Source organism: Streptomyces sp. NPDC087844 (genome assembly GCF_044742785.1).
Lineage (GTDB): Bacteria > Actinomycetota > Actinomycetes > Streptomycetales > Streptomycetaceae > Streptomyces.
Genome location: NZ_JBIUVD010000003.1, coordinates 378,372 through 401,131, shown reverse-complemented (window position 1 = coordinate 401,131; position 22,760 = coordinate 378,372). Strand labels below are relative to the sequence as shown.

The following is a 22,760-nucleotide window of genomic DNA, read 5'->3' as shown; positions in this document are numbered from 1 at the left end:
GTCTCGCCTGACGTGCGCGCCGCTCGGCGTGAGTCCGTACAGCGCGCCAAGGCCCCCGGCGTGAAGCCGAGACCGCGATGAGGGGGCGCCAACCCGGACACGGTCGGCGCCCCCTCATCGCGGTCTCGGCTCGGCAGCCGGATCAGCCTCCGGTGCCGCCCTGTCCTGACGGGCGCCGGACCAGGGCCGTCCAGCGGGCCGCGGCACGGTACTTCAGCGCGTACCACCTCTCGGAGGCCGCCCACACCACCCGGACGGACGAGCGCGGCGCGAGCAGTGCGCGCAGGCGCGTACCGCGGCCGGCGGTGGCTCGCAGGCCCTGGGTCATCCGGCGGACATCGGCGCCCAGCCCCGGGGCCGGCCGGGGGCTCGGCGCGTACAGGACCTGCTCCACCGCGTCGGCGATCCGGTGGACGGAGGCCGCGGCCTCCGGCTCCAGATGCCCGACGCGGACGATCCTCGCCGCCGCCTTGCGCGGGGTCTGCGACTCGTCGGGAGGGATACCGAAGTCCCACGCCGTGTCACTGACCTCCTGCCAGGCCTCCAGCGCGACGGCCGTGGTGCGCGCCTCGGTCAGGCCGTGCGATTCGAGCCGGAGGTCCCGTGCTGTGTCGCCGCCGGCGTCCTGCCCGGCCGCCGACGCGGCGCCCCCGCCGTCCGCCGTGGACCAGCGGTGCGAACCGAGCCGCACCGACCGGGTCCGTATCCGCCACAGCATCGGCAGCAGCGGCAGGGTGCCCACGGCGAGCCCGCCCGCGAGCCAGAGGAGCAGGGACAGCCACCACGGCGGATCGTCGTTCGTCGTGCCGAACGCCGCCTGCGGGGACTCACCGGCGCAGGGCTGCTCCAGCTTCTTCTCGGCCGCCGTGCAGTCCTCGCTGCCCGACGGGGCGGCGGAGGGTGCCGTGGACGAGGAACGCGACGGCGCGTCCGGGTCGGGGACCGTCGCGCCGGGCGTGTCCGCGCGGGTGTACTCGGGGACCGAGCCCCGGTTCGGTGTCGGCTCGAAGCGGGTCCAGCCCACGCCCTCGAAGTACAGCTCGGGCCAGGCGTGCGCGTCCCGCAGCCCCACCGACATCGTGCCGTCCGACTTGGGCGAACCAGGCGTGAAGCCCACCGCGACCCGGGCCGGTATGCCCAGCGTGCGGGCCATGGAGGCCATCGCGAAGGAGAAGTGGACGCAGAAGCCCTCCTTGTCCCTGAGGAAGCGCGCTATGGCCTGGGACCCGCTGCCGACCTTGACCTCCGTGTCGTACGTGAAGCCACCCTCCAGGGCGAACCAGTCCTGCAGCTTCACCGCGCGCTCGTAGTCGTTGGCCGAGTCCGCCGTGATCCGCCGTGCCGTCGCGGCCACCACCGGCGGCAGCGAGTTCGGCACCTTGGTGAACTCGCGCTTCAGTACCTCCGGCGCCTCGGGCGCGTTCGCTAGCTGATCCGCGGTCGGCTGCACGATCAGGCTCTTGACCGTGTACTCCTGACCGCGGGTCGTCTGGCCGTGATCGCCGACGAGCGTGCGACCCACGGGCTCGAACCGCCACTTGCCGTTGATCCCCACCTGGCTGGCCGGATAGGGCAGCGGCAGCCAGTCCTGCGCGTACCAGTCGGCCGCCGAGATCCTCGTCTGCACCTCGGTGCGCTGGACGTCGTCACTGAGACCGGGCGGGGTCGGGAAGGACCCCGGCACGTCCTCGACATGGCGCTTGGCCGGCTTCCACGCCGTGCCGTCGAACTCGTCGAGCGAGACGATCCGCAGATAGAGGTTCTGCGTCTCCTCGGAGTTGGTGCGGTAGGACATGACCTCGCGGTCCTCGTCCACGTTCAGGCTGTCGCTCAGCGAGACCAGCGGGTTCACCGCGGAGATCGTGTTGCCCCCGCCGGAACCCGCGGCGACGCCCGTGCGAGCGGCGTCCAGCAGCCCGCCGTCGAGCGCGGGCAGGGCGAGCGGAACCACCAGTGCGACACCGAGCGCGACGGCGCCGATGCGCCGTCCCGTACGGACCGGTGCGGTCGCGCCGCCCGAGGGATCTCCGCCCGGTGCGCGGGGCCCGCCGCCGAAGACCCGCCCCCACTGCGAGAGCCGGTCCCGTCCCTCGGCCAGCAGCAGCACCAGATATCCGGTGGCCGCCAGCAGGAACCAGATCCATCCCGCGCCGCCGTCCGCGAGGCCCGCGGCGACGGAGTACAGCGCGAGCAGCGGCAGTCCGGCGGGGGCGGCGCTGCGGAACGTCACCGCGAGCGCGTCCACCGCGAGTCCGATCACCACGACCCCGCCGACCATCATCAGACGGATGCCGTCGGAGAGCGGCGCCGGGATCGAGTACCGGCTGACGTCGTCCGCACCCGCCTGCAGCAGCTCACCGAAGTAGCGGAAGACATCGGGGCCGGGCAGCAGCCCGGCGACGGCCTGCTCCCGGGCGAACGACAGCGTCAGCAGCATCAGGGTCACCAACGCCTGCACCGCGATCGTCACCGGCCGTGCGAGCGGCACCCGCCGGGCCGCCGCGCCCACCCCGGTCTGCACCGCGACCAGGAACGCCGCCTGGAGGAACCAGATCGCCGGATCGACCAGCGGCAGCAGGGCGCAGGACGCCATCAGGGTCGCCGCCGCGGCGCACAGGGCCAGTCGCGCGCGCCCGCTCATGAGCCACCGCCTCCTGCCGTGCTGCCCGTGGACGCGACGCCGCTGCGCTGTCGGTCCGCCTCCCGCCACAGGTCGGCCAGGCCGATGCCCGGCGGGACGGCCACAGCGGTCCAGCCCGCCTCACGCAGCATCCGAAGCCGCTCCTCGCCCTGTTCGTCGGGGGCGCCCCGCACCCATGCCCCGCTGTCCAGCAGGAAGGCGATCGCCCCGCCGCTGCGCTGGCGCATCCTGGCGAGCACCGACGCCTGCTCCTCGTCCAGGTCGCCGAGGAAGGCCACCAGCAGTCCTTCGTTGCCACCGCGCAGCACTTCGTACGCCCGGGACAGGTCCGTACCGTCGGAGTGGTCGATCACCGCGAGGGTGTCCATCATCAGCCCCGCCGCGTCCGCGGACTCCTGGCTGGCCCCGGCGAACCCGTCGGCGCCCTCGCCGGGCACCGAGGTGCCGGTGTCGGTCAACAGGCGCACGGAGAAGCCCCGTTCGAGCATGTGCACCAGCGTCGACGCGGTGCCCGAGACGGCCCACTCGAAGGCCGAGTCGGGGCCCGCGCCGTCGAAGGCGATGCCCCGGGTGTCGAGGAGTACCGTGCAGCGGGAGCGCTGCGGCTGCTCCTCGCGGCGCACCATCAGCTCGCCGTACCTGGCGGTCAGCCGCCAGTGGACCCTGCGCAGGTCGTCGCCGTAGCGGTATCCGCGCGGGATCACGTCGTCCTCGCCGGCCAGCGCGAGCGAGCGCTGCCGCCCGTCGCCGTACCCCTTCGCCTCACCGGTCAGCCGGACCGGCGGCAGGGGCTCCACGCGCGGCACGACGGTGAGGGTGTCGTACGTGGAGAAGGAGCGGGTCAGCTCGCACATGCCGAAGGGGTCGCTGAGCCGCAGTTGCAACGGGCCCAGCGGATAGCGCCCGCGCAGGTCCGAACGCACGCGGTACGACACCTCGCGCCGGCCGACCGCCTCGACCCGGTCCAGCACGAACCGGGGCCGTGGCCCCAGCACGTACGGCACCCGGTCCTGGAGCATCAGCAGCCCGGTGGGCAGCCGCGAGACGTTGTCCATCCGCAGATGGACACGTGCCTCGGAGCCCGCCGGCACCCGCGCCGGGGAGAGCCGGCGGCTGCCCGCGACCCGGTAGCGCGTGCGGTACAGCACGGCCGTGCAGACCAGCGGCAGTACGGCGAGCAGCAGCCCGACCCGGAGCAGATCGCTCTGCCCCAGGACGTACGCGCAGATGGCGGCCGCGATGCCGGCGGCCAGGAACGACCGGCCGCGCGTGGTGAGCCCGGCGAGAGCCGTGCGCATCCCGCCCTGGTCCTCCTCGGCCGACGCCGCGGGCATCCCCCCGCCTGTCATCACAGCCTCCGCGGCGGCTGCTGGCCGAAGGCGGACGTGCCCCGGCCCATCGCCGGGCCGCCCGGTGCCTGGGGCGCCGCGGGCACGGCTGTGCGCTGGAGGATCTCCAGGACGACCTGCTCGGCCGTACGACGGTTCAACTGGGCCTGGGCGGTGGGCAGCAGCCGGTGTGCAAGGACCGCCACGGCGAGAGCCTGCACGTCGTCCGGCAGCGCGTAGTCCCGGCCGCTGAGAGCGGCGGAAGCCTTCGCGGCGCGCAGCAGATGCAGCGTCGCGCGCGGCGAGGCGCCGAGTCTCAGGTCCGGGTGGCTGCGCGTGGCGCCGACCAGGTCGACCGCGTACCGGCGCACCGGGTCGGCGACGTGGACCGTGCGGACCGCGTCGATGAGCTTGAGGATCTCGTGCGCGTGCGCCACCGGCTGCAGGTCGTCCAGCGGGGAGGCCCCGCCGTGGATGTCGAGCATCTGCAACTCGGCCTCCGGGCTGGGATAGCCGATGGAGACCCGGGCCATGAAACGGTCCCGCTGCGCCTCCGGCAGCGGGTAGGTGCCCTCCATCTCGACCGGGTTCTGCGTGGCCACCACCATGAAGGGGCTGGGCAGCTCGTAGGTGTGCCCGTCGATGGTGACCTGGCGCTCCTCCATGGACTCCAGGAGTGCCGACTGGGTCTTGGGCGACGCGCGGTTGATCTCGTCGCCGATCACGATCTGCGCGAAGATCGCCCCCGGTTTGAACTCGAACTCCCTGCGCTGCTGATCCCAGATGGACACCCCTGTGATGTCCGAGGGCAGCAGGTCGGGCGTGAACTGAATACGTCGCACCGAGCAGTCGATGGACCGCGCCAATGCCTTGGCCAGCATGGTCTTGCCGACGCCGGGGACATCCTCGATGAGCAGATGCCCCTCGGCGAGCAGTACGGTCAGCGAAAGCCGTACGACCTCAGGCTTGCCCTCGATCACTTCCTCCACCGAACTGCGGACTCTGTCCACAGTGGCGGTCAGATCTGTAAGGCTCGCTCGATCGTCATAGGTCGTCACCCGGCCCTCCTCGGCCCGTTCTTTCTCCGGGCCGACACGCTGCGATGCGGACCGGCCCACCCCGAACACGGACGCCACGCGTGAAAAGTTCCGCGTGACGCCACACACGCATTCTTGTTGCCGTTACCGGTTCGTGTCATCCGCCTGTGGATAACTGGCCGTGATATGTCGGGTCTTGTGCTTTATGGCCGGGTCCACCTGGCGTCAGGTGGGGTCTATCTCACTCAGGAGGCCCGTCTTCACGTCGAACACGAAACCACGTACGTCGTCGGAGTGCAGAAGGAACGGGGAGGTCCGCACGCGCTGCATCGACTGCCGTACGTCCTGTTCGACGTCGCGGAACGCCTCGACCGCCCACGCCGGGCGCTGGCCGACCTCCATCTCCAGGTCGTGGCGGAACTCCTCGGTGAGGGACTCCAGGCCGCAGCCGGTGTGATGGATGAGCACGACGCTGCGGGTACCGAGCGCGCGCTGGCTGATGGTCAGCGAGCGGATCACGTCGTCGGTGACGACGCCGCCCGCGTTGCGGATGGTGTGACAGTCGCCGAGCTCAAGGCCGAGCGCGTCGTGCAGGTCGAGACGGGCGTCCATGCAGGCCACGACCGCTACGCGCAGGACCGGCCGGGCGTCCATGCCCGGGTCGGCGAACGCGGCGGCGTACCGCTCGTTGGCCTCGACCAGGCGGTCCGTGACGGTGCCGGGACGGGCCATGGCGCCCTCGGGCTCGGTGGGAACGGAACGGAAAGTCGTCATACCTAAGACGGTAAGGCGCACGTGCCGTTCGGGCCCGCTGTGAGAGGGGACAAAGAACATCAATGAGCGTTGTTGTGAGGTAACCCACAAGGGTGGACCGAGTGCACCCGTTCGGGTGGAAAACACCTGGTTTTTGCTTGATCGCGGGTGAGAGTCGCGACGCGCAGGCCGGTTCATTGACCGCGAGACACCGTGGACTAAAGTGACGCGAAGCGGGAGGCGAGCTGTCCTCCCTGCTGGACTGCTAACCCCCGGAGGCCCCGGCGACCTGCCGGGATCTCCCCGCGTGCGCGGCGCGTACGTACGGCTCGGCCTCCTCCCGCTCCCGGTCGGCTGACGCTTCCGGCGCCGGCCGGCCTTCCCCTCGACAAGCCGAGGGGCATCTCCCCGTGACGGCTGCGGGCGCGGGCGGGGACCCGGCGGTGCGTACCGGCCGCGCGGACCTGAGAGGGCCCAGATTCAATGGGGCGCGAAGCGCATTCAAACAAGGGCGGTGGCGGGCGACGGGAGGGACAGAGTCGACATGTCCCGGTAATGCTCCAGCGGTGCCTGGACATGCTGGCCCCCGCGCTGGAGGCACCGGGAGCCGTGGTCGTCGACTGCACCCTCGGCCTCGGCGGTCACAGCGAGGCCCTGCTCAGCCGCTTCCCCGAGGCCCGCCTGATCGCCCTCGACCGCGACAAGGAGGCGCTGCGCCTGTCCGGAGAACGGCTCGCGCCCTTCGGCGACCGGGCCGAGCTGGTGCACGCCGTCTACGACGAACTCCCCGACGTGCTCGACCGCCTGGGCCTCGCGAGCGTCCAGGGCGTCCTCTTCGACCTGGGCGTCTCCTCCATGCAGCTCGACGACGCGGACCGCGGCTTCGCCTACGCCCAGGACGCGCCGCTCGACATGCGCATGGACCAGACGACCGGCATCAGCGCGGCCGAGGTCCTCAACACCTACCCGCCCGGCGAACTGGTACGGATCCTGCGGGCGTACGGCGAGGAGAAGCAGGCCAAGCGGATCGTGTCCGCGGTCGTCCGCGAGCGGGACAAGGAGCCGTTCACCGACAGCGCGCGGCTCGTCGAACTGATCCGCGACTCCCTGCCGCAGGCGGCCAAGCGCACCGGCGGCAACCCCGCCAAGCGCACGTTCCAGGCGCTGCGCATCGAGGTCAACGGCGAACTCACCGTCCTGCAGAGGGCGATCCCCGCCGCCGTGAAGGCGCTCGCCGTCGAAGGCAGGATCGCCGTGCTCTCGTACCACTCGCTGGAGGACCGGCTGGTGAAGCAGGTGTTCGCGGCGGGCGCCGCCAACACCGCGCCGCCCGGACTGCCGGTCGTCCCCGAGCGCTACCAGCCCCGGCTCAAGCTGCTCACGCGCGGTGCCGAACTCCCCACCGAGGAAGAGGTCGCGGAGAACCGGCGGGCCGCTCCCGCGCGGCTGCGCGGGGCGCAGCGCATCAGGGAGGACGCCGAGTGACGCAAGGGTGTGTGAGTTGGACAACCGAACTCACCGGGCACAGGGGCCGGAAACCCGGACCCACCGGCCAGGAACCCGAACTCACCTGGAGGGTGAGTGAATAGGAAACCCGAACTGAGGGGGAGAGCGGCCCGGCTCGCGCGGCTCTTCCCGACCGGCTCAGGACAGGCGGCCCGTACGCCCTTCGTCCTCCTGGTCGTGCTGCTGCTCGGGGGCGGTCTCATCGGACTCCTGGTGCTGAACTCCGCGCTCAGTGAAGGCTCGTTCCAGCTCGACGACCTCCAGAAGGACACCAAGAGCCTCACCGACGAGGAACAGGCGCTCCAGCGTGACGTGGACGCCTACTCCGCCCCCGACGCCCTCCAGCGCCGCGCCCGCGAGCTCGGCATGGTGCCCGGCGGCGATCCGGCCTTCCTCGACCCCGACGGCACCGTCCGCGGTGTACCCAGCCCGGCCGCCGAGCAGTCGTCCGTGTACGTGCCCGTGATCCGCCCGCCCGAGGCGCCGGCCCCCGAAGCGGCCGAGACGTCCCCGGAACCCGGCCCGACGTCCACCGGGCCGCTCACCGGGGCGCCGGAGCCGGCCACGGAGACCGCCGCGCAGCCCACGCCGACCTCTACGATTCCCGGCAGGTGACGGAAGTGTCCGACAGGGAACCCCCGCGCCGCAGGGTGCCCGCGCCCGCCCGGTCCGCGCAGCCCGCCCGCCCCGCCAAACCCGGCAGCCAGCGCCGCCCCGGGCCGGGCGCCCGTCCCGCACGCCGTCCCGCGCCGCCCCGCACCAAGGCGCCGCGCGTCATCCGGCTGGGCAGCCCCCGTCCGCGGCTGCGCCTGGTCAGCCTCGCCCTGGCCCTCGTACTGATCGCCTTCTTCGTGCGGCTTCTCCAGGTGCAGGCGGTCGACGCGAGCGAATACACCGCCAAGGCCGAGAAGAACCGGTACCTCAGCCGCACCCTGGCCGCCGCGCGCGGCGGGATCACCGACCGCAACGGCGTCGACCTGGCGATCAGCGTGGACGCGAACGACATCACCGCCGACCCCACGCTCTTCACGAGGAAGGCGACGGAGATCGGCGACGCGCCCGAGCAGGCCGCCGCCCTGCTCGGCCCGATCCTCGGCAAGGACACCGACGAACTCGCCGACAAGCTCCGGACGAAGAAGACCCGGTACGTCGTGCTCGCCCGCCGCCAGACCCCCGAGGTCTGGACGCAGATCAAGGACCTCAAGAGCACCCTCGCCGAGAAGGCCGGCGAAGGCGGTCCCGCGAACATCCTGGCGGGCGTCCTCCAGGAGCCCAGCAGCAAGCGGGTCTACCCGAACGGCGACCTCGGCGCCGGGATACTGGGCTGGGTCAACGCCGACGGCAAGGGCGGCGGCGGCATCGAGCAGCAGCTCAACGGAGACCTGTCCGGCAAGGACGGCGAGATCCGCTACGCCCAGTCCGGCGGACGGCAGGTACCGACCGCCGGTTCCACCGAGAAGCCCGCGGTGGCCGGCTCCGAGGTGGAGCTGACGATCGACCGCGACATCCAGTGGGCCGCGCAGCACGCCATCGCCGAGCAGGTCGAGAAGTCCGACGCGGACCGCGGCTACGTCGTGGTGCAGGACAACAGGACCGGCGAGATCCTCGCTATGGCCAACTCGCCCGGCTTCGACCCGAACGACCTGTCGAAGGCCGACGGGGGAGCCCTGCACAACTGGAGCCTGGAGGACGCCTACGAGCCCGGCTCCACCGCCAAGGTGATGTCGATGGCCGCCGTCCTGGAGGAGGGCGCCGCCACCCCCGCCACGCACGTCACCGTGCCCAACCGGCTGCACCGCGGCGACCGGCTCTTCAAGGACGACATCGACCACCCGACCTGGTACCTCACGCTCAACGGAGTCCTCGCCAAGTCCAGCAACATCGGCACCATCCTGGCGACCGGGCAGCTCGGCGGGACCCAGCAGGAGGCCAACCAGATCCTCCACTCGTATCTGCGCAAGTTCGGCATCGGCGGATACACCGGCCTGGACTTCCCCGGCGAGACGAAGGGCATCCTCGCCCCCGCCGACCAGTGGTCGACCTCCCAGCAGTACACGATCCCCTTCGGCCAGGGCGTGTCCGTCAACGCGATGCAGGCGGCCTCCGTCTACTCGACGATCGCCAACGGCGGCGTACGCGTGGAACCGACACTCGTCCGCGGCACCAAGGGGGCCGACGGACAGTTCACCCCCGCCGCCAAGGCCAAGAAGACCAGGGTCGTCAGCGAGAAGACCGCGAAGACCCTGGCGCACATGCTGGAGTCCGTCGTGGACGACGAGGAGGGCACCGGCGCCAAGGCGCGTATCCCCGGCTACCGCGTGGCGGGCAAGACCGGCACGGCCAACCGTGTGGATCCGGCCACCGGCCGCTACCGCGGCTACACCTCGTCCTTCGCGGGATTCGCGCCCGCCGACAAGCCCCGCGTCACCGTGTACTGCGCCATCCAGAACGCCACCAAGGGCAGCTACTTCGGCGGCCAGATCTGCGGACCCGTCTACAAGGAGGTCCTGGAATTCGCACTGAAGACCCTCCAGGTACCGCCTACCGGGGACACGGCCGACAGACTCCCCGTCACCTTCACACCCTGACCCTTCACACCCTGACCCTTCACGCCATGACCCTTCACGCCATGACCCTTCACGCCCCGACCGAAATCGGCCACGCCTTCGTCGTCACCCACCGGCACCCGCCGGAACACCCCGTGCACCGCCCGGAACACCGACCAGGAACATGCTCGTGACAACGATCACTCCCGACCCCGGCAGCGACGGCTCGCCGCCCGCCCCGCCACGCCCCTCGCTTCGCTCCGGCGGGGGTGTGCCCGGTACGCTCACCGCCGTGCCACACGCCGATCAGTCCCAAACCACCCAGAAGGGCGTCCCTGTGACATATCCGGGGCCGCCGCGACCGGTTCAGAACCCCGCCACACCCCTCGCGGAGCTCGCCGGTCAGCTGGGTGCGGACCACCCAGAGAGCGCCGCGGGCGCCGCCGGGGTCACGGGCATCACCCATGACTCCCGCGCCGTCCGTCCGGGCGACGTCTACGCCGCGCTGCCCGGCGCCCGGATGCACGGCGCCGACTTCGTGACGCAGGCCGCGGGCCTCGGCGCCGTCGCCGTGCTGACCGACCCGACGGGAGCCGACCGCGCCCGGGCCACCGGCCTGCCGGTCCTCGTCGTGGACGACCCGCGCGGCACGATGGGCGAGCTGGCCGCCTCGATCTACGGCCACCCTGGCCCCGACCTGCTGCAGATCGGCATCACCGGCACGTCCGGCAAGACCACCACGGCGTACCTCGTCGAGGGCGGCCTCAAGGGCGTCCGCAGTACCGGGCTGATCGGCACCGTGGAGATGCGCATCGGCGAGGAGCGCATCAAGTCGGAGCGCACCACCCCCGAGGCCACCGACCTCCAGGCGCTGTTCGCGGTCATGCGCGAGCGCGGCGTCGAGGCGGTCGTCATGGAGGTCTCCAGCCACGCCCTGGTCCTCGGCCGGGTCGACGGCTGCGTCTTCGACATCGCGGTCTTCAACAACCTCAGCCCGGAACACATGGAGTTCCACTCCGGCATGGAGGACTACTTCCAGGCCAAGGCGCGGTTGTTCACGCCGGAGCGCAGCAGGCTCGGCGTGGTGAACCTCGACGACGAATACGGCCGCAGGCTCGTCAAGGAGGCCGGCGTCCCCGTGGTGACGTTCTCCGCGGAAGGGCATCCCGACGCCGACTGGCGCGCCGAGGACGTCCGGGTCGGCCCGATGGACTCGGTCTTCGTCGCGGTCGGTCCCAAGGGCGAACGGATCACCGCCAAGTCGCCGCTCGCGGGCACCTTCAACGTGGCCAACACGCTCGCCGCGATCGTCGCCCTCGCCGCCGCCGGTATCGACCCGCAGACCGCCGCCGACGGCATCGCCGCCGTACCGGGCGTGCCCGGCCGCCTGGAGCGCGTGGACGCCGGACAGCCCTACCTCGCGGTCGTCGACTACGCGCACAAGACGGACGCCGTCGAATCCGTCCTGAAGGCGCTGCGCAAGGTCACCGACGGCAAACTGCACATCGTCCTCGGCTGCGGCGGCGACCGGGACAAGACGAAGCGGAGGCCGATGGGCGCCGCCGCGGTCCGGCTCTCCGACACCGCCACGCTGACCGCGGACAACCCCCGCGGTGAGGACCCCCTCGCCATCCTCGCCACGATGCTCGCGGGCGCCGCCGAGGTGCCGGCGCACGAGCGCGGAGAGGTCCAGGTCTTCGAGGACCGGGCCGCCGCCATCGCCGCGGCCGTCGCCCGCGCACAGCCGGGCGACACCGTGCTGATCGCGGGCAAGGGCCATGAGCAGGGCCAGGACATCGCCGGGGTGATCCGTCCCTTCGACGACCGCCAGGTGCTCCGCGCAGCTATCCAGAAGACCCAGGGATGAACTTGTGATCGCCCTCTCTCTCGCCGAGATCGCCTCAGTCGTCGGCGGGCAGACCCACGACATACCGGATACGTCGGTCCAGGTCACCGGACAGGTCGTCAGGGACTCCAGGGAAGTGGAGCCCGGCAGTCTCTTCGTCGCCTTCGTGGGCGAGCGCGTGGACGGCCACGACTTCGCCGCGGACGTCGTGGAGGCGGGCGCGGTGGCCGTCCTGGCCTCCCGGCCCGTCGGAGTGCCCGCGATCGTCGTGGACGACGTCCTGTTGGCGCTGGGCGCCCTCGCACGCCACGTCGTGGCACGGCTCGGCGCGACGCTCGTGGCCCTCACCGGCTCCGCGGGCAAGACCAGCACCAAGGACCTGATCGCCCAGGTGCTGCGCACCAAGGCGCCGACGGTCTTCACACCCGGCTCGCTCAACAACGAGATCGGGCTGCCGCTCACCGCGCTCGGCGCCACCGAGGAAACCCGTTTCCTCGTCCTGGAGATGGGCGCCCGCGGGATCGGCCACATCCGCTACCTCGCGGATCTGACGCCCCCGAGGATCGGCCTCGTCCTCAACGTCGGCACCGCCCACATCGGCGAGTTCGGCGGCCGCGAGCAGATCGCCCAGGCCAAGGGTGAGCTGGTGGAGGGTCTTCCGGAGGACGGAACCGCCGTCCTGAACGCCGACGACCCCCTCGTACGGGCCATGGCCTCGCGGACGAAAGCACGCGTGCTCCTCTTCGGAGAGTCCGGCGAAGCGGACGTACGGGCCGAGAACGTACGGCTCACCGGGAACGGACAGCCCTCGTTCAGGCTTCACACACCCACCGGGTGCAGCGAAGTGACCATGCGCCTGTACGGTGAGCACCACGTGTCGAACGCGCTCGCCGCCGCCGCCGTCGCCCATGAGCTGGGCATGTCCGCAGACGAGATCGCCACCGCGCTCTCCGAGGCGGGCTCCCTCTCCCGTTGGCGGATGGAGGTCACCGAGCGCCCGGACGGCGTGACGGTCGTCAACGACGCCTACAACGCGAACCCCGAGTCCATGCGAGCCGCCCTGCGGGCGCTCGCGGCCATGGGCAAGGGGCGGCGGACCTGGGCGGTGCTCGGTCAGATGGCCGAGCTCGGGGACGAGGCGCTCGCCGAGCACGACGCGGTCGGACGGCTCGCCGTCCGGCTCAACGTCAGCAAGCTCGTCGCGGTCGGGGGCAGGGAAGCGTCCTGGCTGCAACTGGGCGCATATAACGAGGGTTCGTGGGGTGAGGAGTCGGTGCACGTGTCCGACGCACAGTCGGCGGTCGACCTGTTGCGCAGTCAGCTGCGCCCGGGAGACGTCGTACTCGTGAAGGCGTCCCGGTCGGTCGGTCTCGAACGGGTCGCGCAGGCGCTCGTCGAGGGCACCGAGGGTGAGGTCGCCGTCCGATGATGAATCAGATCCTGTTCGCGGGAGTCATCGGTCTCTTCCTGACCCTGATCGGCACTCCGTTGCTGATCAAGCTGCTGGCCCGCAAGGGCTACGGCCAGTACATCCGCGACGACGGCCCGCGCGAGCACCATGCCAAGCGCGGTACGCCGACCATGGGTGGTATCGCCTTCATCCTGGCCACGCTGCTGGCGTACTTCCTCAGCAAGGTGATCACGGGGAAGCCGCCGACGTTCTCGGGACTGCTGGTGCTCGGCCTGATGACAGGCATGGGCGTGGTCGGTTTCCTGGACGACTACATCAAGATCGTCAAGCGGCGTTCGCTCGGTCTGCGGGCCAAGGCGAAGATGGCCGGCCAGCTGATCGTCGGCATCGCCTTCGCGGTCCTCGCGCTGCAGTTCGCGGACAACCGCAACAACACCCCGGCCTCCACCAGGCTCTCCTTCGTGCAGGACTTCGGCTGGTCCATCGGCCCGGTGCTGTTCGTGGTCTGGGCGCTGTTCATGATCCTCGCGATGTCGAACGGCGTGAACCTGACGGACGGTCTGGACGGCCTGGCCACCGGCGCCGCAACCATGGTGTTCGGCGCCTACACGTTCATCGGCGTCTGGCAGTTCCAGGAGTCCTGCGCCAACGCGCAGACCCTCACCAACCCGGGCGCCTGCTACGAGGTACGAGATCCACTGGACCTCGCGGTCGTCGCCGCCGCCCTCATGGGCTCCTGCTTCGGCTTCCTGTGGTGGAACACCTCGCCCGCCAAGATCTTCATGGGTGACACCGGCTCGCTGGCCCTCGGCGGCGCACTCGCCGGCCTCGCGATCTGCTCCCGCACGGAGATTCTGGTCGCCCTGCTCGGCGGCCTCTTCGTCCTCATCACCATGTCGGTGGTCATCCAGGTCGGCTCCTTCAAGCTGACCGGCAAACGCGTCTTCCGCATGGCGCCGCTCCAGCACCACTTCGAACTCAAGGGGTGGTCCGAAGTCCTTGTGGTGGTCCGCTTCTGGATCATCCAGGGCATGTGCGTCATCGTCGGACTCGGCCTCTTCTACGCGGGATGGGCAGCCAAGAAGTGACCACCGCTTCCGCCTGGCAGGGCATGAACATCACCGTCGCCGGTCTCGGCGTGAGCGGCATCAGCGCCGCCCGCGCCCTGGCCGGCCTCGGCGCGTCGGTCACGGTCGTCGACGGGGGCGACTCCCCGGCGCACCGGGAGCGGGCCGTCCCCCTCGAACAGCAGGGCATCGCGGTACGACTCGCGGACGCCGACACGCTGCCCGAGGGCACCGACCTGGTGGTCACCTCTCCCGGCTGGAAGCCCGGCAGCCCTCTCTTCCTGGCCGCCGTGGAGGCGGGCGTGGACGTCGTGGGCGACGTCGAGATCGCCTGGCGCCTGCGCGGTCACGACGGCCGCAGGGCCACCCCCTGGCTGGCCGTCACCGGCACCAACGGCAAGACCACCACGACCCGGATGCTCGCCTCGATCCTGACCGCCGCGGGCCTGCGTACGGCCGCGGTGGGCAACATCGGTACGCCGATCGTCGACGTGGTGCTGGGCGACGACGACGCGTACGCCGATCTCGACGTGCTCGCCGTCGAGCTGTCCAGCTATCAGCTGCACTGGGCGCCCTCCCTGCGCGCCCACTCCGCGGCCGTCCTGAACCTCGCCCCCGACCACCTCGACTGGCACGGCTCCATGGAGGCGTACGCCGCCGACAAGGGCCGCGTCTACGAGGGCAATCAGGTGGCATGCGTCTACAACGTGGCCGACAGGGCCACCGAGGGCCTGGTGCGCGCGGCGGACGTCGAGGAGGGCTGCCGGGCCGTCGGCTTCACGCTCGGCGCCCCAGGTCCCTCCCAACTCGGCGTCGTGGACGGCATCCTGGTCGACCGCGCCTTCGTCGAGGACCGGCACAAGCAGGCCCAGGAACTCGCGGAGATCGCGGACGTCGACCCGCCCGCCCCGCACAACATCGCCAACGCCCTCGCGGCGGCGGCCCTGGCCCGCGCCTTCGGAGTGCCCCCCAAGGCCGTCAGGGACGGCCTGAGGGCCTTCCGTCCCGACGCCCACCGCATCGAGCACGTGGCCGATGTGGACGGCGTCGCCTACGTCGACGACTCCAAGGCCACCAACACGCATGCCGCGGAAGCCTCGTTGGCCGCGTACGAGTCGATCGTGTGGATCGCGGGCGGCCTCGCCAAGGGCGCGACCTTCGACGAACTCGTCGTCCGGTCGGTGAAGCGGCTGCGGGGCGTCGTGCTCTTCGGCGCGGACCGGGCGCTCATCCGTGAAGCCCTCGCGCGACACGCGCCCGAAGTACCGGTGGTCGACCTCGACCGGACCGACACTGGTGCGATGCCCGCGGCGGTCCAGGAGGCGGCACGACTCGCCCGCGCCGGCGACACGGTGCTCCTGGCACCGGCCTGCGCTTCCATGGACATGTTCGCCAACTACAACCAGCGCGGTGACATGTTCGCGGAAGCGGTCCGCGAACTCGGCGCCGCGGGCGCCTGACGGCAGGCCCCTGGGCCGGCCCGGGCGCCCGGGATCCTTGGGAGCTACACGTGACGCCATCGTGTTCGGTGGACCGAAAGCCCTCTGCCGGTGGCACCGCGCCGTGCGGCCCCGCCCGCCGTCCCGCGGCCACGCGCCCTCCCGCCCCGAGGGGAGCCCGTCGTGCCCACTAGCCGTACAGGGCGTCCTCCCGTCCAGCGGGCCCCCCGGCGGCCCTCCACCCCCCGCCCCCCGCGCGACAACCCCGTAGGCCGCCTGTACGCCCGCGCACGCCGTGCCTGGGACCGGCCGCTGACGGCGTACTACCTGATCCTCGGCGGCAGCCTGCTGATCACCGTGCTCGGTCTGGTGATGGTGTACTCCGCCTCCCAGATCACCGCGCTCCAGCTGTCGCTGCCGGGAAGCTACTTCTTCCGCAAGCAGTTCCTCGCGGCCGTGCTCGGCGGGCTCTTGATGCTGGCCGCCTCCCGGATGCCGTCCAAGCTGCACCGGGCGCTGGCGTACCCGATGCTGGCGGGCTCGGTCTTCCTGATGATCCTCGTCCAGGTGCCGGGGATAGGAGTCGCGGTCAACGGCAACCAGAACTGGATCTCGGTCGGCGGCCCCTTCCAGCTCCAGCCCAGCGAGTTCGCCAAGCTCGCCCTCGTCCTGTGGGGGGCCGACCTGCTCGCCCGCAAACAGGACAAGCGGCTGCTGACCCAGTGGAAGCACATGCTGGTGCCGCTGGTACCCGTGGCCTTCATGCTGCTCGGGCTGATCATGCTCGGCGGCGACATGGGCACGGCGATCATCCTCACCGCGATCCTCTTCGGCCTGCTGTGGCTCGCGGGGGCGCCGACCCGGCTCTTCGGAGGCGTACTCGCCATCGCGCTGACCCTCGGCTTCATCCTCATCAGGACCAGCCCCAACCGCATGGCCCGCCTCGCCTGTCTCGGCGCCACCGAACCGGGCCCCGGCGACTCCTGCTGGCAGGCCGTGCACGGCATCTACGCCCTCGCCTCCGGCGGCCTCTTCGGCTCCGGCCTCGGGGCGAGTGTGGAGAAATGGGGTCAACTCCCCGAGGCCCACACCGACTTCATCTTCGCCATCACAGGTGAGGAACTCGGTCTGGCGGGCACTCTGTCGGTACTCGCGCTCTTCGCGGCCCTAGGCTATGCGGGTATCCGCGTGGCCGGACGCACGGAGGACCCCTTCGTGAGGTACGCCGCGGGTGGCGTGACCACCTGGATCACGGCTCAGGCCGTGATCAACATCGGTGCGGTGCTCGGTCTGCTGCCGATCGCCGGAGTCCCGCTCCCGCTGTTCTCCTACGGGGGTTCCGCCCTGTTGCCGACCATGTTCGCCATCGGGCTCCTGATCGCCTTCGCGCGTGAGGATCCCGCTGCGCGGACGGCACTCGCGATGCGGCAACCCCGCTTTGGCAGAAAGCGGGCCGCGGTGAGAGGCTCCGCAGTCCGGGGGCCTCGGAAGTGGAACACGATGCGACGGCGCGCCTCGGCGCGTTCGTCCGGAGAGCGGTGAATTTCGGTGCATGTCGTACTCGCCGGCGGGGGGACCGCCGGACACATCGAGCCCGCGCTCGCCCTCGCGGACGCCCTGCGCAGGCAGGACCCGACCGTGGGAATCACGGCCCTGGGCACGGAGCGCGGACTTGAGACCCGACTCGTACCAGAACGGGGCTACGAACTCGGGCTGATCCCCGCGGTACCGCTGCCGCGCAAGCCCACCCCCGAGCTGATCACCGTCCCCGGACGGCTGCGCGGCACGATCAAGGCGGCCGAGCAGATCCTGGAGCGCGTCAAGGCGGACGCCGTCGTCGGCTTCGGCGGCTATGTCGCCCTGCCCGGCTATCTCGCGGCCAAGCGCCTCGGCGTGCCGATCGTCGTCCATGAGGCCAACGCCCGGCCGGGACTCGCCAACAAGATCGGTTCCCGGTACGCGGCCCAGGTCGCCGTCTCCACTCCGGACAGCAAGCTGCGGGGCGCCCGCTACATCGGCATCCCGCTGCGCCGCTCCATCGCCACGCTGGACCGGGCCGCCGTGCGCCCCGAGGCCCGCGCCGCGTTCGGGCTCGACCCCTCCCTGCCGACGCTGCTGGTCTCCGGCGGCTCGCAGGGCGCCCGCCGCCTCAACCAGGTGATCGAGCAGACCGCCCCGTACCTCCAGCAGGCCGGCATCCAGATCCTGCACGCGGTCGGCCCGAAGAACGAACTGCCGCAGGTCCACCAGATGCCGGGGATGCCCCCTTACATCCCGGTACCGTACGTGGACCGGATGGACCTCGCGTACGCGGCGGCCGACATGATGCTCTGCCGTGCGGGTGCGATGACCGTCGCCGAACTCTCCGCCGTCGGGCTGCCCGCCGTCTACGTCCCGCTGCCCATCGGCAACGGCGAACAGCGGCTGAACGCCCAGCCGGTGGTCAAGGCCGGCGGCGGACTGCTGGTCGACGACGCGGAACTGACGCCGCAGTGGATCCAGGGCAATGTCCTGCCCGTGCTCGCCGATCCGCACCGGCTGTTCGAGATGTCCCGCGCGGCCTCCGAGTTCGGCCGCAGGGACGCCGACGACCTGCTCGTCGGGATGGTGTACGAGGCGATCGCGTCACGCCGCTAGCGCGTGGCAGAAGGCAGGGGAGCGTGGCCGGACCGACCACCGCCGAACGCGGCGAACGGCAAGCCCGACAGGATCCGGACTCCGGCCCGCCCCGGCAGCCTCTCCTCAAGAGGCTGAAGAGGCTGTCGAAGCCTCGTACGCTCATTGTTGTGATGGTCTGTCTGGCCCTGCTCGCCGCGGGCGGGGTCTGGGTCCTCTACGGCTCGCAGTGGACGCGCGTGGAGCGGGTATCGGCCACCGGGACGCGGGTCCTGACGGCCGGACAGGTCGTCGAGGCGGCCGGTGTCCCGGTCGGATCGCCGTTGATCTCAGTCGACACCGATGTGATCGAGGCAAGACTGCTCCGGAAATTGCCCCGAATCGACTCGGTTGACGTCGTCCGTTCGTGGCCCCACGGAATCGGGCTGAAAGTAACTGAGCGTAGGCCGGTCCTGATTGTCGAAAAGGGCGGAAAGTTCGTCGAAGTGGACGTCGAGGGTGTGCGATATGCCACGGTTTCACGTGCCCCGCAGGACGTTCCGGTACTGGAATTGACGGCGTCACACTCCGCGGGCCTGCGCCGCTTCGGCACCGGCCGGCTGGTGCGCGAGGCGGTGCTCGTGGCCGGTTCCCTTCCGGCCGCGGTCGCCCGCGCCACCCAGGTCGTCAAGGTCCGTTCGTACGACTCCATCACGCTGGAGTTGAGCGGCGACCGCACCGTCGACTGGGGCAGTGGTGAGAAGGGCCGCGCCAAGGCGCATACGCTCATCGCTCTCATGAAAGCCGCTCCCGAGGCGGGACACTTCGACGTAAGTGTTCCCACCGCCCCTGCGTCATCAGGGAGTTGACGCACATCTGCGCAGGCCAGCACCCTGGTTGGGCAGCGACATGGCTGATCACATAGGGTGAAAAGAAAAACGGGAGGTTCGGCGTGTTCGTTGAACGTGCGCCACTTGTCGACTTAGTGTCCTGTTCGGAAGAGTCCAAGGAACAGACACACTGGTAACCCTAAACTTCAGCGTTAGGGTTCGGGTCGGCGTTCGGACCGTCCCATTCGGCATCAGTCGTCGGATCGCGACCGTGCGAGGCGACGACACGTAACTCGAGGCGAGAGGCCTTCGACGTGGCAGCACCGCAGAACTACCTCGCAGTCATCAAAGTCATCGGTGTCGGCGGCGGTGGTGTCAATGCCATCAACCGGATGATCGAGGTCGGTCTCAAGGGCGTCGAGTTCATCGCCATCAACACGGACGCCCAGGCGCTGTTGATGAGCGACGCCGACGTCAAACTCGACGTCGGCCGAGAACTCACCCGCGGACTCGGCGCCGGAGCCAACCCGGCCGTCGGCCGCAAGGCGGCGGAGGACCACCGCGAGGAGATCGAGGAGGTCCTCAAGGGGGCCGACATGGTCTTCGTGACGGCCGGCGAGGGTGGTGGCACCGGCACCGGCGGCGCGCCGGTGGTGGCCAACATCGCCCGCTCGCTCGGCGCACTCACCATCGGCGTGGTCACCCGCCCCTTCACCTTCGAGGGCCGGCGCCGCGCCAACCAGGCCGAGGACGGCATCGCGGAACTCCGCGAAGAGGTCGACACCCTCATCGTCATCCCGAACGACCGGCTGCTGTCCATCTCGGACCGCCAGGTCTCGGTCCTCGACGCGTTCAAGTCGGCGGACCAGGTCCTGCTCTCCGGTGTTCAGGGCATCACCGACCTCATCACCACACCCGGTCTGATCAACCTCGACTTCGCCGACGTCAAGTCCGTGATGTCCGAGGCCGGTTCGGCCCTCATGGGGATCGGCTCGGCCCGCGGCGACGACCGCGCGGTGGCGGCTGCCGAGATGGCGATCTCCTCGCCGCTCCTGGAGGCCTCCATCGACGGTGCCCGGGGCGTACTGCTCTCGATCTCCGGCGGTTCGGACCTCGGCCTGTTCGAGATCAACGAGGCCGCCCAGCTGGTGAGCGAGGCCGCGCACCCCGAGGCCAACATCATCTTCGGCGCGGTCATCGACGACGCGCTCGGCGACGAGGTACGGGTCACCGTCATCGCGGCCGGCTTCGACGGCGGGCAGCCCCCGTCCAAGCGGGACACCGTGCTCGGCTCGTCCTCCGCCAAGCGCGACGAGCCCGCCCCGGTACGGGCGGGCGACAGCCGTCCGTCCTTCGGCTCGCTCGGCAGTGTCACGCCCAAGGAGGCGCCGGAGCCCGCGCCGGAGCCGGCGAGCAACGAACTGCCGCCCGTCTCCCCGCCGGTCCCGCCGTCGCGGACCTACTCCGACAGCGCGGCCGAGGAGCTGGACGTGCCGGACTTCCTCAAGTGATAGGACGGCGCTCCTCGGTGAGCACCGTGAGCGGCGCGCACTTCGCCTTCACCGACCGGTGGGGCGGGGTGAGCGCCGTTCCGTACGAAGAGCTCAATCTCGGCGGGGCGGTCGGCGACGACTTCGGATCCGTACGGACCAATCGTGAACTGGCGGCCAAGTCGCTCGGTCTCGACCCGGCGCGGGTCGTCTGGATGAACCAGGTCCACGGACCCGACGTGGCCGTGGTCGACGAGCCCTGGGGCGAGCGCCCGGTGCCGGAGGTCGACGCCGTCGTCACCGCCCGCCGGGGCCTCGCCCTCGCCGTGCTCACCGCGGACTGCACCCCCGTGCTGCTCGCGGACCCCGTCGCCGGGGTCGTGGCGGCCGCCCACGCGGGACGGCCGGGCATGGTCGCCGGGGTCGTACCCGCCGCGGTCGAGGCCATGGTGGGACTCGGCGCCGAAGCGGCCCGGATCGTCGCCCGCACCGGCCCCGCCGTCTGCGGCCGGTGCTACGAGGTGCCGGACGCGATGCGGGCCGAGGTCGCGGCCGTCGAGCCCGCGGCGTACACCGAGACCACGTGGGGTACGCCGGCGGTCGACGTGACGGCCGGGGTGCACGCACAGCTGGAGCGGCTCGGGGTGCGCGACCGGGAGCAGTCGCCGGTCTGCACGATCGAGTCGGACGACCATTTCTCGTACCGTCGGGACGGCATCACCGGCCGGCTCGCGGGCTATGTGTGGCTGGACTGATCGGGCATGACGGACCGCAGGACCGAACTCGCCGGGAATCTGGCGGACGTGGAGGAGCGTATCGCCGCCGCCTGTGCGGCGGCCGGACGCAAGCGTGAAGAGGTGACCCTGATCGTGGTCACCAAGACCTACCCCGCCGAGGATGTGCGGATCCTGTCGGAACTCGGTGTGCGGCACGTCGCCGAGAACCGTGACCAGGACGCGGCGCCCAAGGCCGCGGCCTGTTCTGATCTGCCCCTTTCCTGGCACTTCGTGGGCCAGTTGCAGACCAACAAGGTGCGTTCCGTGGTTGGTTACGCCGATGTCGTGCAGTCGGTCGACCGGGCCAGGCTCGTCACCGCCCTGTCCAAGGAAGCGGTGCGGACGGAACGCGAGGTGGGCTGCCTCATCCAGGTTGCGCTCGACGCGGAGCAGTCCGCGACGGGAAAGGGTGGACTGGGGGAGCGCGGTGGTGTAGGGGTCGAAGGTGTCGGGGAGTTGGGCGAACTCGTCGCCCGTGCCCCGGGGCTGAGACTCGACGGACTGATGACCGTCGCTCCGCTCACCGGCCCGTACGCGGGGCGTGAACAGGCGGCGTTCGAGCGCCTGATGGATTTGTCGACTGACCTGCGCCGCGTCCATCCGGCTGCGAACATGGTCTCGGCAGGGATGAGTGCGGACCTCGAACACGCGGTGACGGCCGGAGCGACACATGTACGCGTCGGCACCGCGGTACTCGGCGTCCGCCCCAGGCTCGGGTAACGTCGCCAAGAAGTCGGACCACAGCAGAAAATATGGTCATTACCGCCGCTGGCGGGCAGACGACCTCGTGGATCGCGGGCGCTTGGCAACAGTCAGCCGATCCACCACAGAGCGGAGGACTCAGAGCATGGCCGGCGCGATGCGCAAGATGGCGGTCTACCTCGGCCTCGTGGAGGACGATGGGTACGACGGCAGGGGCTTCGACCCCGATGACGACTTCGAGCCCGAGCTTGATCCGGAGCCCGAGCGGGACCGCCGACGGCATGAGCCGTCGCATCAATCGCACCAGCCACACCAGTCCCAAAGGGATGAACCGGTACGAGTGGTGCATCCACCGGTGCAGCGCGAGCCCGTGTCCCATTCCGCTTCGCTGGGCGCGGAATCCGGTCGCCCGGCCCGCATCGCCCCCGTGGCATCCATCACACAAGAACGTCAAAGCCTGGAGAAGAACGCACCGGTGATCATGCCCAAGGTCGTGTCGGAACGAGAGCCGTACAGGATCACCACGCTGCACCCCCGGACCTACAACGAGGCCCGTACCATCGGGGAACACTTCCGTGAGGGCACCCCGGTGATCATGAATCTGACCGAGATGGATGACACGGACGCGAAGCGACTTGTCGACTTTGCGGCCGGTTTGGTGTTTGGTCTCCACGGGAGCATCGAGCGGGTGACGCAGAAGGTGTTCCTGTTGTCGCCTGCTAACGTCGATGTCACGGCGGAGGACAAGGCTCGCATCGCAGAGGGCGGGTTCTTCAACCAGAGCTGAGACGCA

Annotated in this window: 18 protein-coding genes; 14 read left to right on the top strand and 4 right to left on the bottom strand. The window is 70.7% G+C overall.

Features of this window, described 5'->3' with window-relative positions; genetic code table 11:
- Positions 1-142: 142 nt before the first annotated feature.
- The 4 genes from ACIOKD_RS08660 to ACIOKD_RS08645 all read right to left on the bottom strand — a co-directional run bounded on the left by ACIOKD_RS08660 (position 143) and on the right by ACIOKD_RS08645 (position 5,780).
- The gene (locus ACIOKD_RS08660) at positions 143-2,641 is read right to left on the bottom strand and encodes a DUF3488 and DUF4129 domain-containing transglutaminase family protein (protein WP_402080101.1); all 2,499 of its coding nucleotides are present in this window, start codon (positions 2,639-2,641) and stop codon (positions 143-145) included.
- Positions 2,638-3,990 (bottom strand): DUF58 domain-containing protein, encoded by a 1,353-nt coding sequence (locus tag ACIOKD_RS08655; protein WP_402080098.1) that lies wholly within the window; start codon positions 3,988-3,990, stop codon positions 2,638-2,640. The genes ACIOKD_RS08660 and ACIOKD_RS08655 overlap by 4 nt, the downstream gene beginning before the upstream one ends.
- The gene (locus ACIOKD_RS08650) at positions 3,990-5,027 is read right to left on the bottom strand and encodes an AAA family ATPase (protein ID WP_402080095.1); all 1,038 of its coding nucleotides are present in this window, start codon (positions 5,025-5,027) and stop codon (positions 3,990-3,992) included. The genes ACIOKD_RS08655 and ACIOKD_RS08650 overlap by 1 nt, the downstream gene beginning before the upstream one ends.
- Before the next feature lie 204 nt (positions 5,028-5,231).
- On the bottom strand, positions 5,232-5,780 hold the full coding sequence (locus tag ACIOKD_RS08645) for a beta-class carbonic anhydrase (protein ID WP_402080093.1): 549 nt from the start codon (positions 5,778-5,780) through the stop codon (positions 5,232-5,234).
- Between the two features lie 462 nt (positions 5,781-6,242).
- Here ACIOKD_RS08645 and rsmH point away from each other — a divergent pair, with 462 nt between their 5' ends.
- The 14 genes from rsmH to sepF all read left to right on the top strand — a co-directional run bounded on the left by rsmH (position 6,243) and on the right by sepF (position 22,754).
- Complete coding sequence (rsmH, locus tag ACIOKD_RS08640) at positions 6,243-7,244, top strand: 16S rRNA (cytosine(1402)-N(4))-methyltransferase RsmH (RefSeq protein ID WP_402080090.1); 1,002 nt, start codon at positions 6,243-6,245, stop codon at positions 7,242-7,244.
- A 96-nt stretch (positions 7,245-7,340) separates the two neighbouring features.
- The gene (locus tag ACIOKD_RS08635; RefSeq protein ID WP_402080088.1) at positions 7,341-7,880 is read left to right on the top strand and encodes a septum formation initiator family protein; all 540 of its coding nucleotides are present in this window, start codon (positions 7,341-7,343) and stop codon (positions 7,878-7,880) included.
- A 5-nt stretch (positions 7,881-7,885) separates the two neighbouring features.
- Complete coding sequence (locus ACIOKD_RS08630; protein ID WP_402080085.1) at positions 7,886-9,853, top strand: peptidoglycan D,D-transpeptidase FtsI family protein; 1,968 nt, start codon at positions 7,886-7,888, stop codon at positions 9,851-9,853.
- 148 nt (positions 9,854-10,001) lie between these two features.
- Entirely contained in the window at positions 10,002-11,678 is a 1,677-nt protein-coding gene (locus tag ACIOKD_RS08625; RefSeq protein WP_402080083.1) for a UDP-N-acetylmuramoyl-L-alanyl-D-glutamate--2,6-diaminopimelate ligase, read from the top strand.
- Between the two features lie 4 nt (positions 11,679-11,682).
- Positions 11,683-13,086: a UDP-N-acetylmuramoyl-tripeptide--D-alanyl-D-alanine ligase gene (gene murF / locus ACIOKD_RS08620; RefSeq protein WP_402080080.1), complete on the top strand. Its 1,404-nt coding sequence runs from the start codon at positions 11,683-11,685 to the stop codon at positions 13,084-13,086.
- The gene (gene mraY, locus ACIOKD_RS08615) at positions 13,083-14,156 is read left to right on the top strand and encodes a phospho-N-acetylmuramoyl-pentapeptide-transferase (RefSeq protein WP_307541337.1); all 1,074 of its coding nucleotides are present in this window, start codon (positions 13,083-13,085) and stop codon (positions 14,154-14,156) included. The genes murF and mraY overlap by 4 nt, the downstream gene beginning before the upstream one ends.
- Positions 14,138-15,595: a UDP-N-acetylmuramoyl-L-alanine--D-glutamate ligase gene (gene murD / locus ACIOKD_RS08610; RefSeq protein WP_402080078.1), complete on the top strand. Its 1,458-nt coding sequence runs from the start codon at positions 14,138-14,140 to the stop codon at positions 15,593-15,595. Before mraY ends, murD begins: the two co-directional genes overlap by 19 nt.
- A gap of 162 nt (positions 15,596-15,757) precedes the next feature.
- Complete coding sequence (gene ftsW, locus ACIOKD_RS08605; protein ID WP_402080076.1) at positions 15,758-17,116, top strand: putative lipid II flippase FtsW; 1,359 nt, start codon at positions 15,758-15,760, stop codon at positions 17,114-17,116.
- Between the two features lie 6 nt (positions 17,117-17,122).
- Positions 17,123-18,211 (top strand): undecaprenyldiphospho-muramoylpentapeptide beta-N-acetylglucosaminyltransferase, encoded by a 1,089-nt coding sequence (gene murG, locus ACIOKD_RS08600; protein ID WP_402080074.1) that lies wholly within the window; start codon positions 17,123-17,125, stop codon positions 18,209-18,211.
- A gap of 23 nt (positions 18,212-18,234) precedes the next feature.
- Positions 18,235-19,038 carry a cell division protein FtsQ/DivIB gene (locus ACIOKD_RS08595; protein WP_402080072.1) on the top strand — a complete coding sequence of 268 codons (804 nt, stop codon included), beginning with the start codon at positions 18,235-18,237 and terminating at the stop codon, positions 19,036-19,038.
- A gap of 275 nt (positions 19,039-19,313) precedes the next feature.
- Positions 19,314-20,510 carry a cell division protein FtsZ gene (gene ftsZ / locus ACIOKD_RS08590; protein ID WP_107017489.1) on the top strand — a complete coding sequence of 399 codons (1,197 nt, stop codon included), beginning with the start codon at positions 19,314-19,316 and terminating at the stop codon, positions 20,508-20,510.
- Between the two features lie 26 nt (positions 20,511-20,536).
- Positions 20,537-21,244 carry a peptidoglycan editing factor PgeF gene (pgeF, locus tag ACIOKD_RS08585; protein ID WP_402080691.1) on the top strand — a complete coding sequence of 236 codons (708 nt, stop codon included), beginning with the start codon at positions 20,537-20,539 and terminating at the stop codon, positions 21,242-21,244.
- A gap of 6 nt (positions 21,245-21,250) precedes the next feature.
- The gene (locus ACIOKD_RS08580; RefSeq protein WP_402080069.1) at positions 21,251-21,985 is read left to right on the top strand and encodes a YggS family pyridoxal phosphate-dependent enzyme; all 735 of its coding nucleotides are present in this window, start codon (positions 21,251-21,253) and stop codon (positions 21,983-21,985) included.
- A gap of 127 nt (positions 21,986-22,112) precedes the next feature.
- The gene (gene sepF / locus ACIOKD_RS08575) at positions 22,113-22,754 is read left to right on the top strand and encodes a cell division protein SepF (RefSeq protein ID WP_387327388.1); all 642 of its coding nucleotides are present in this window, start codon (positions 22,113-22,115) and stop codon (positions 22,752-22,754) included.
- Positions 22,755-22,760 lie beyond the last annotated feature (6 nt).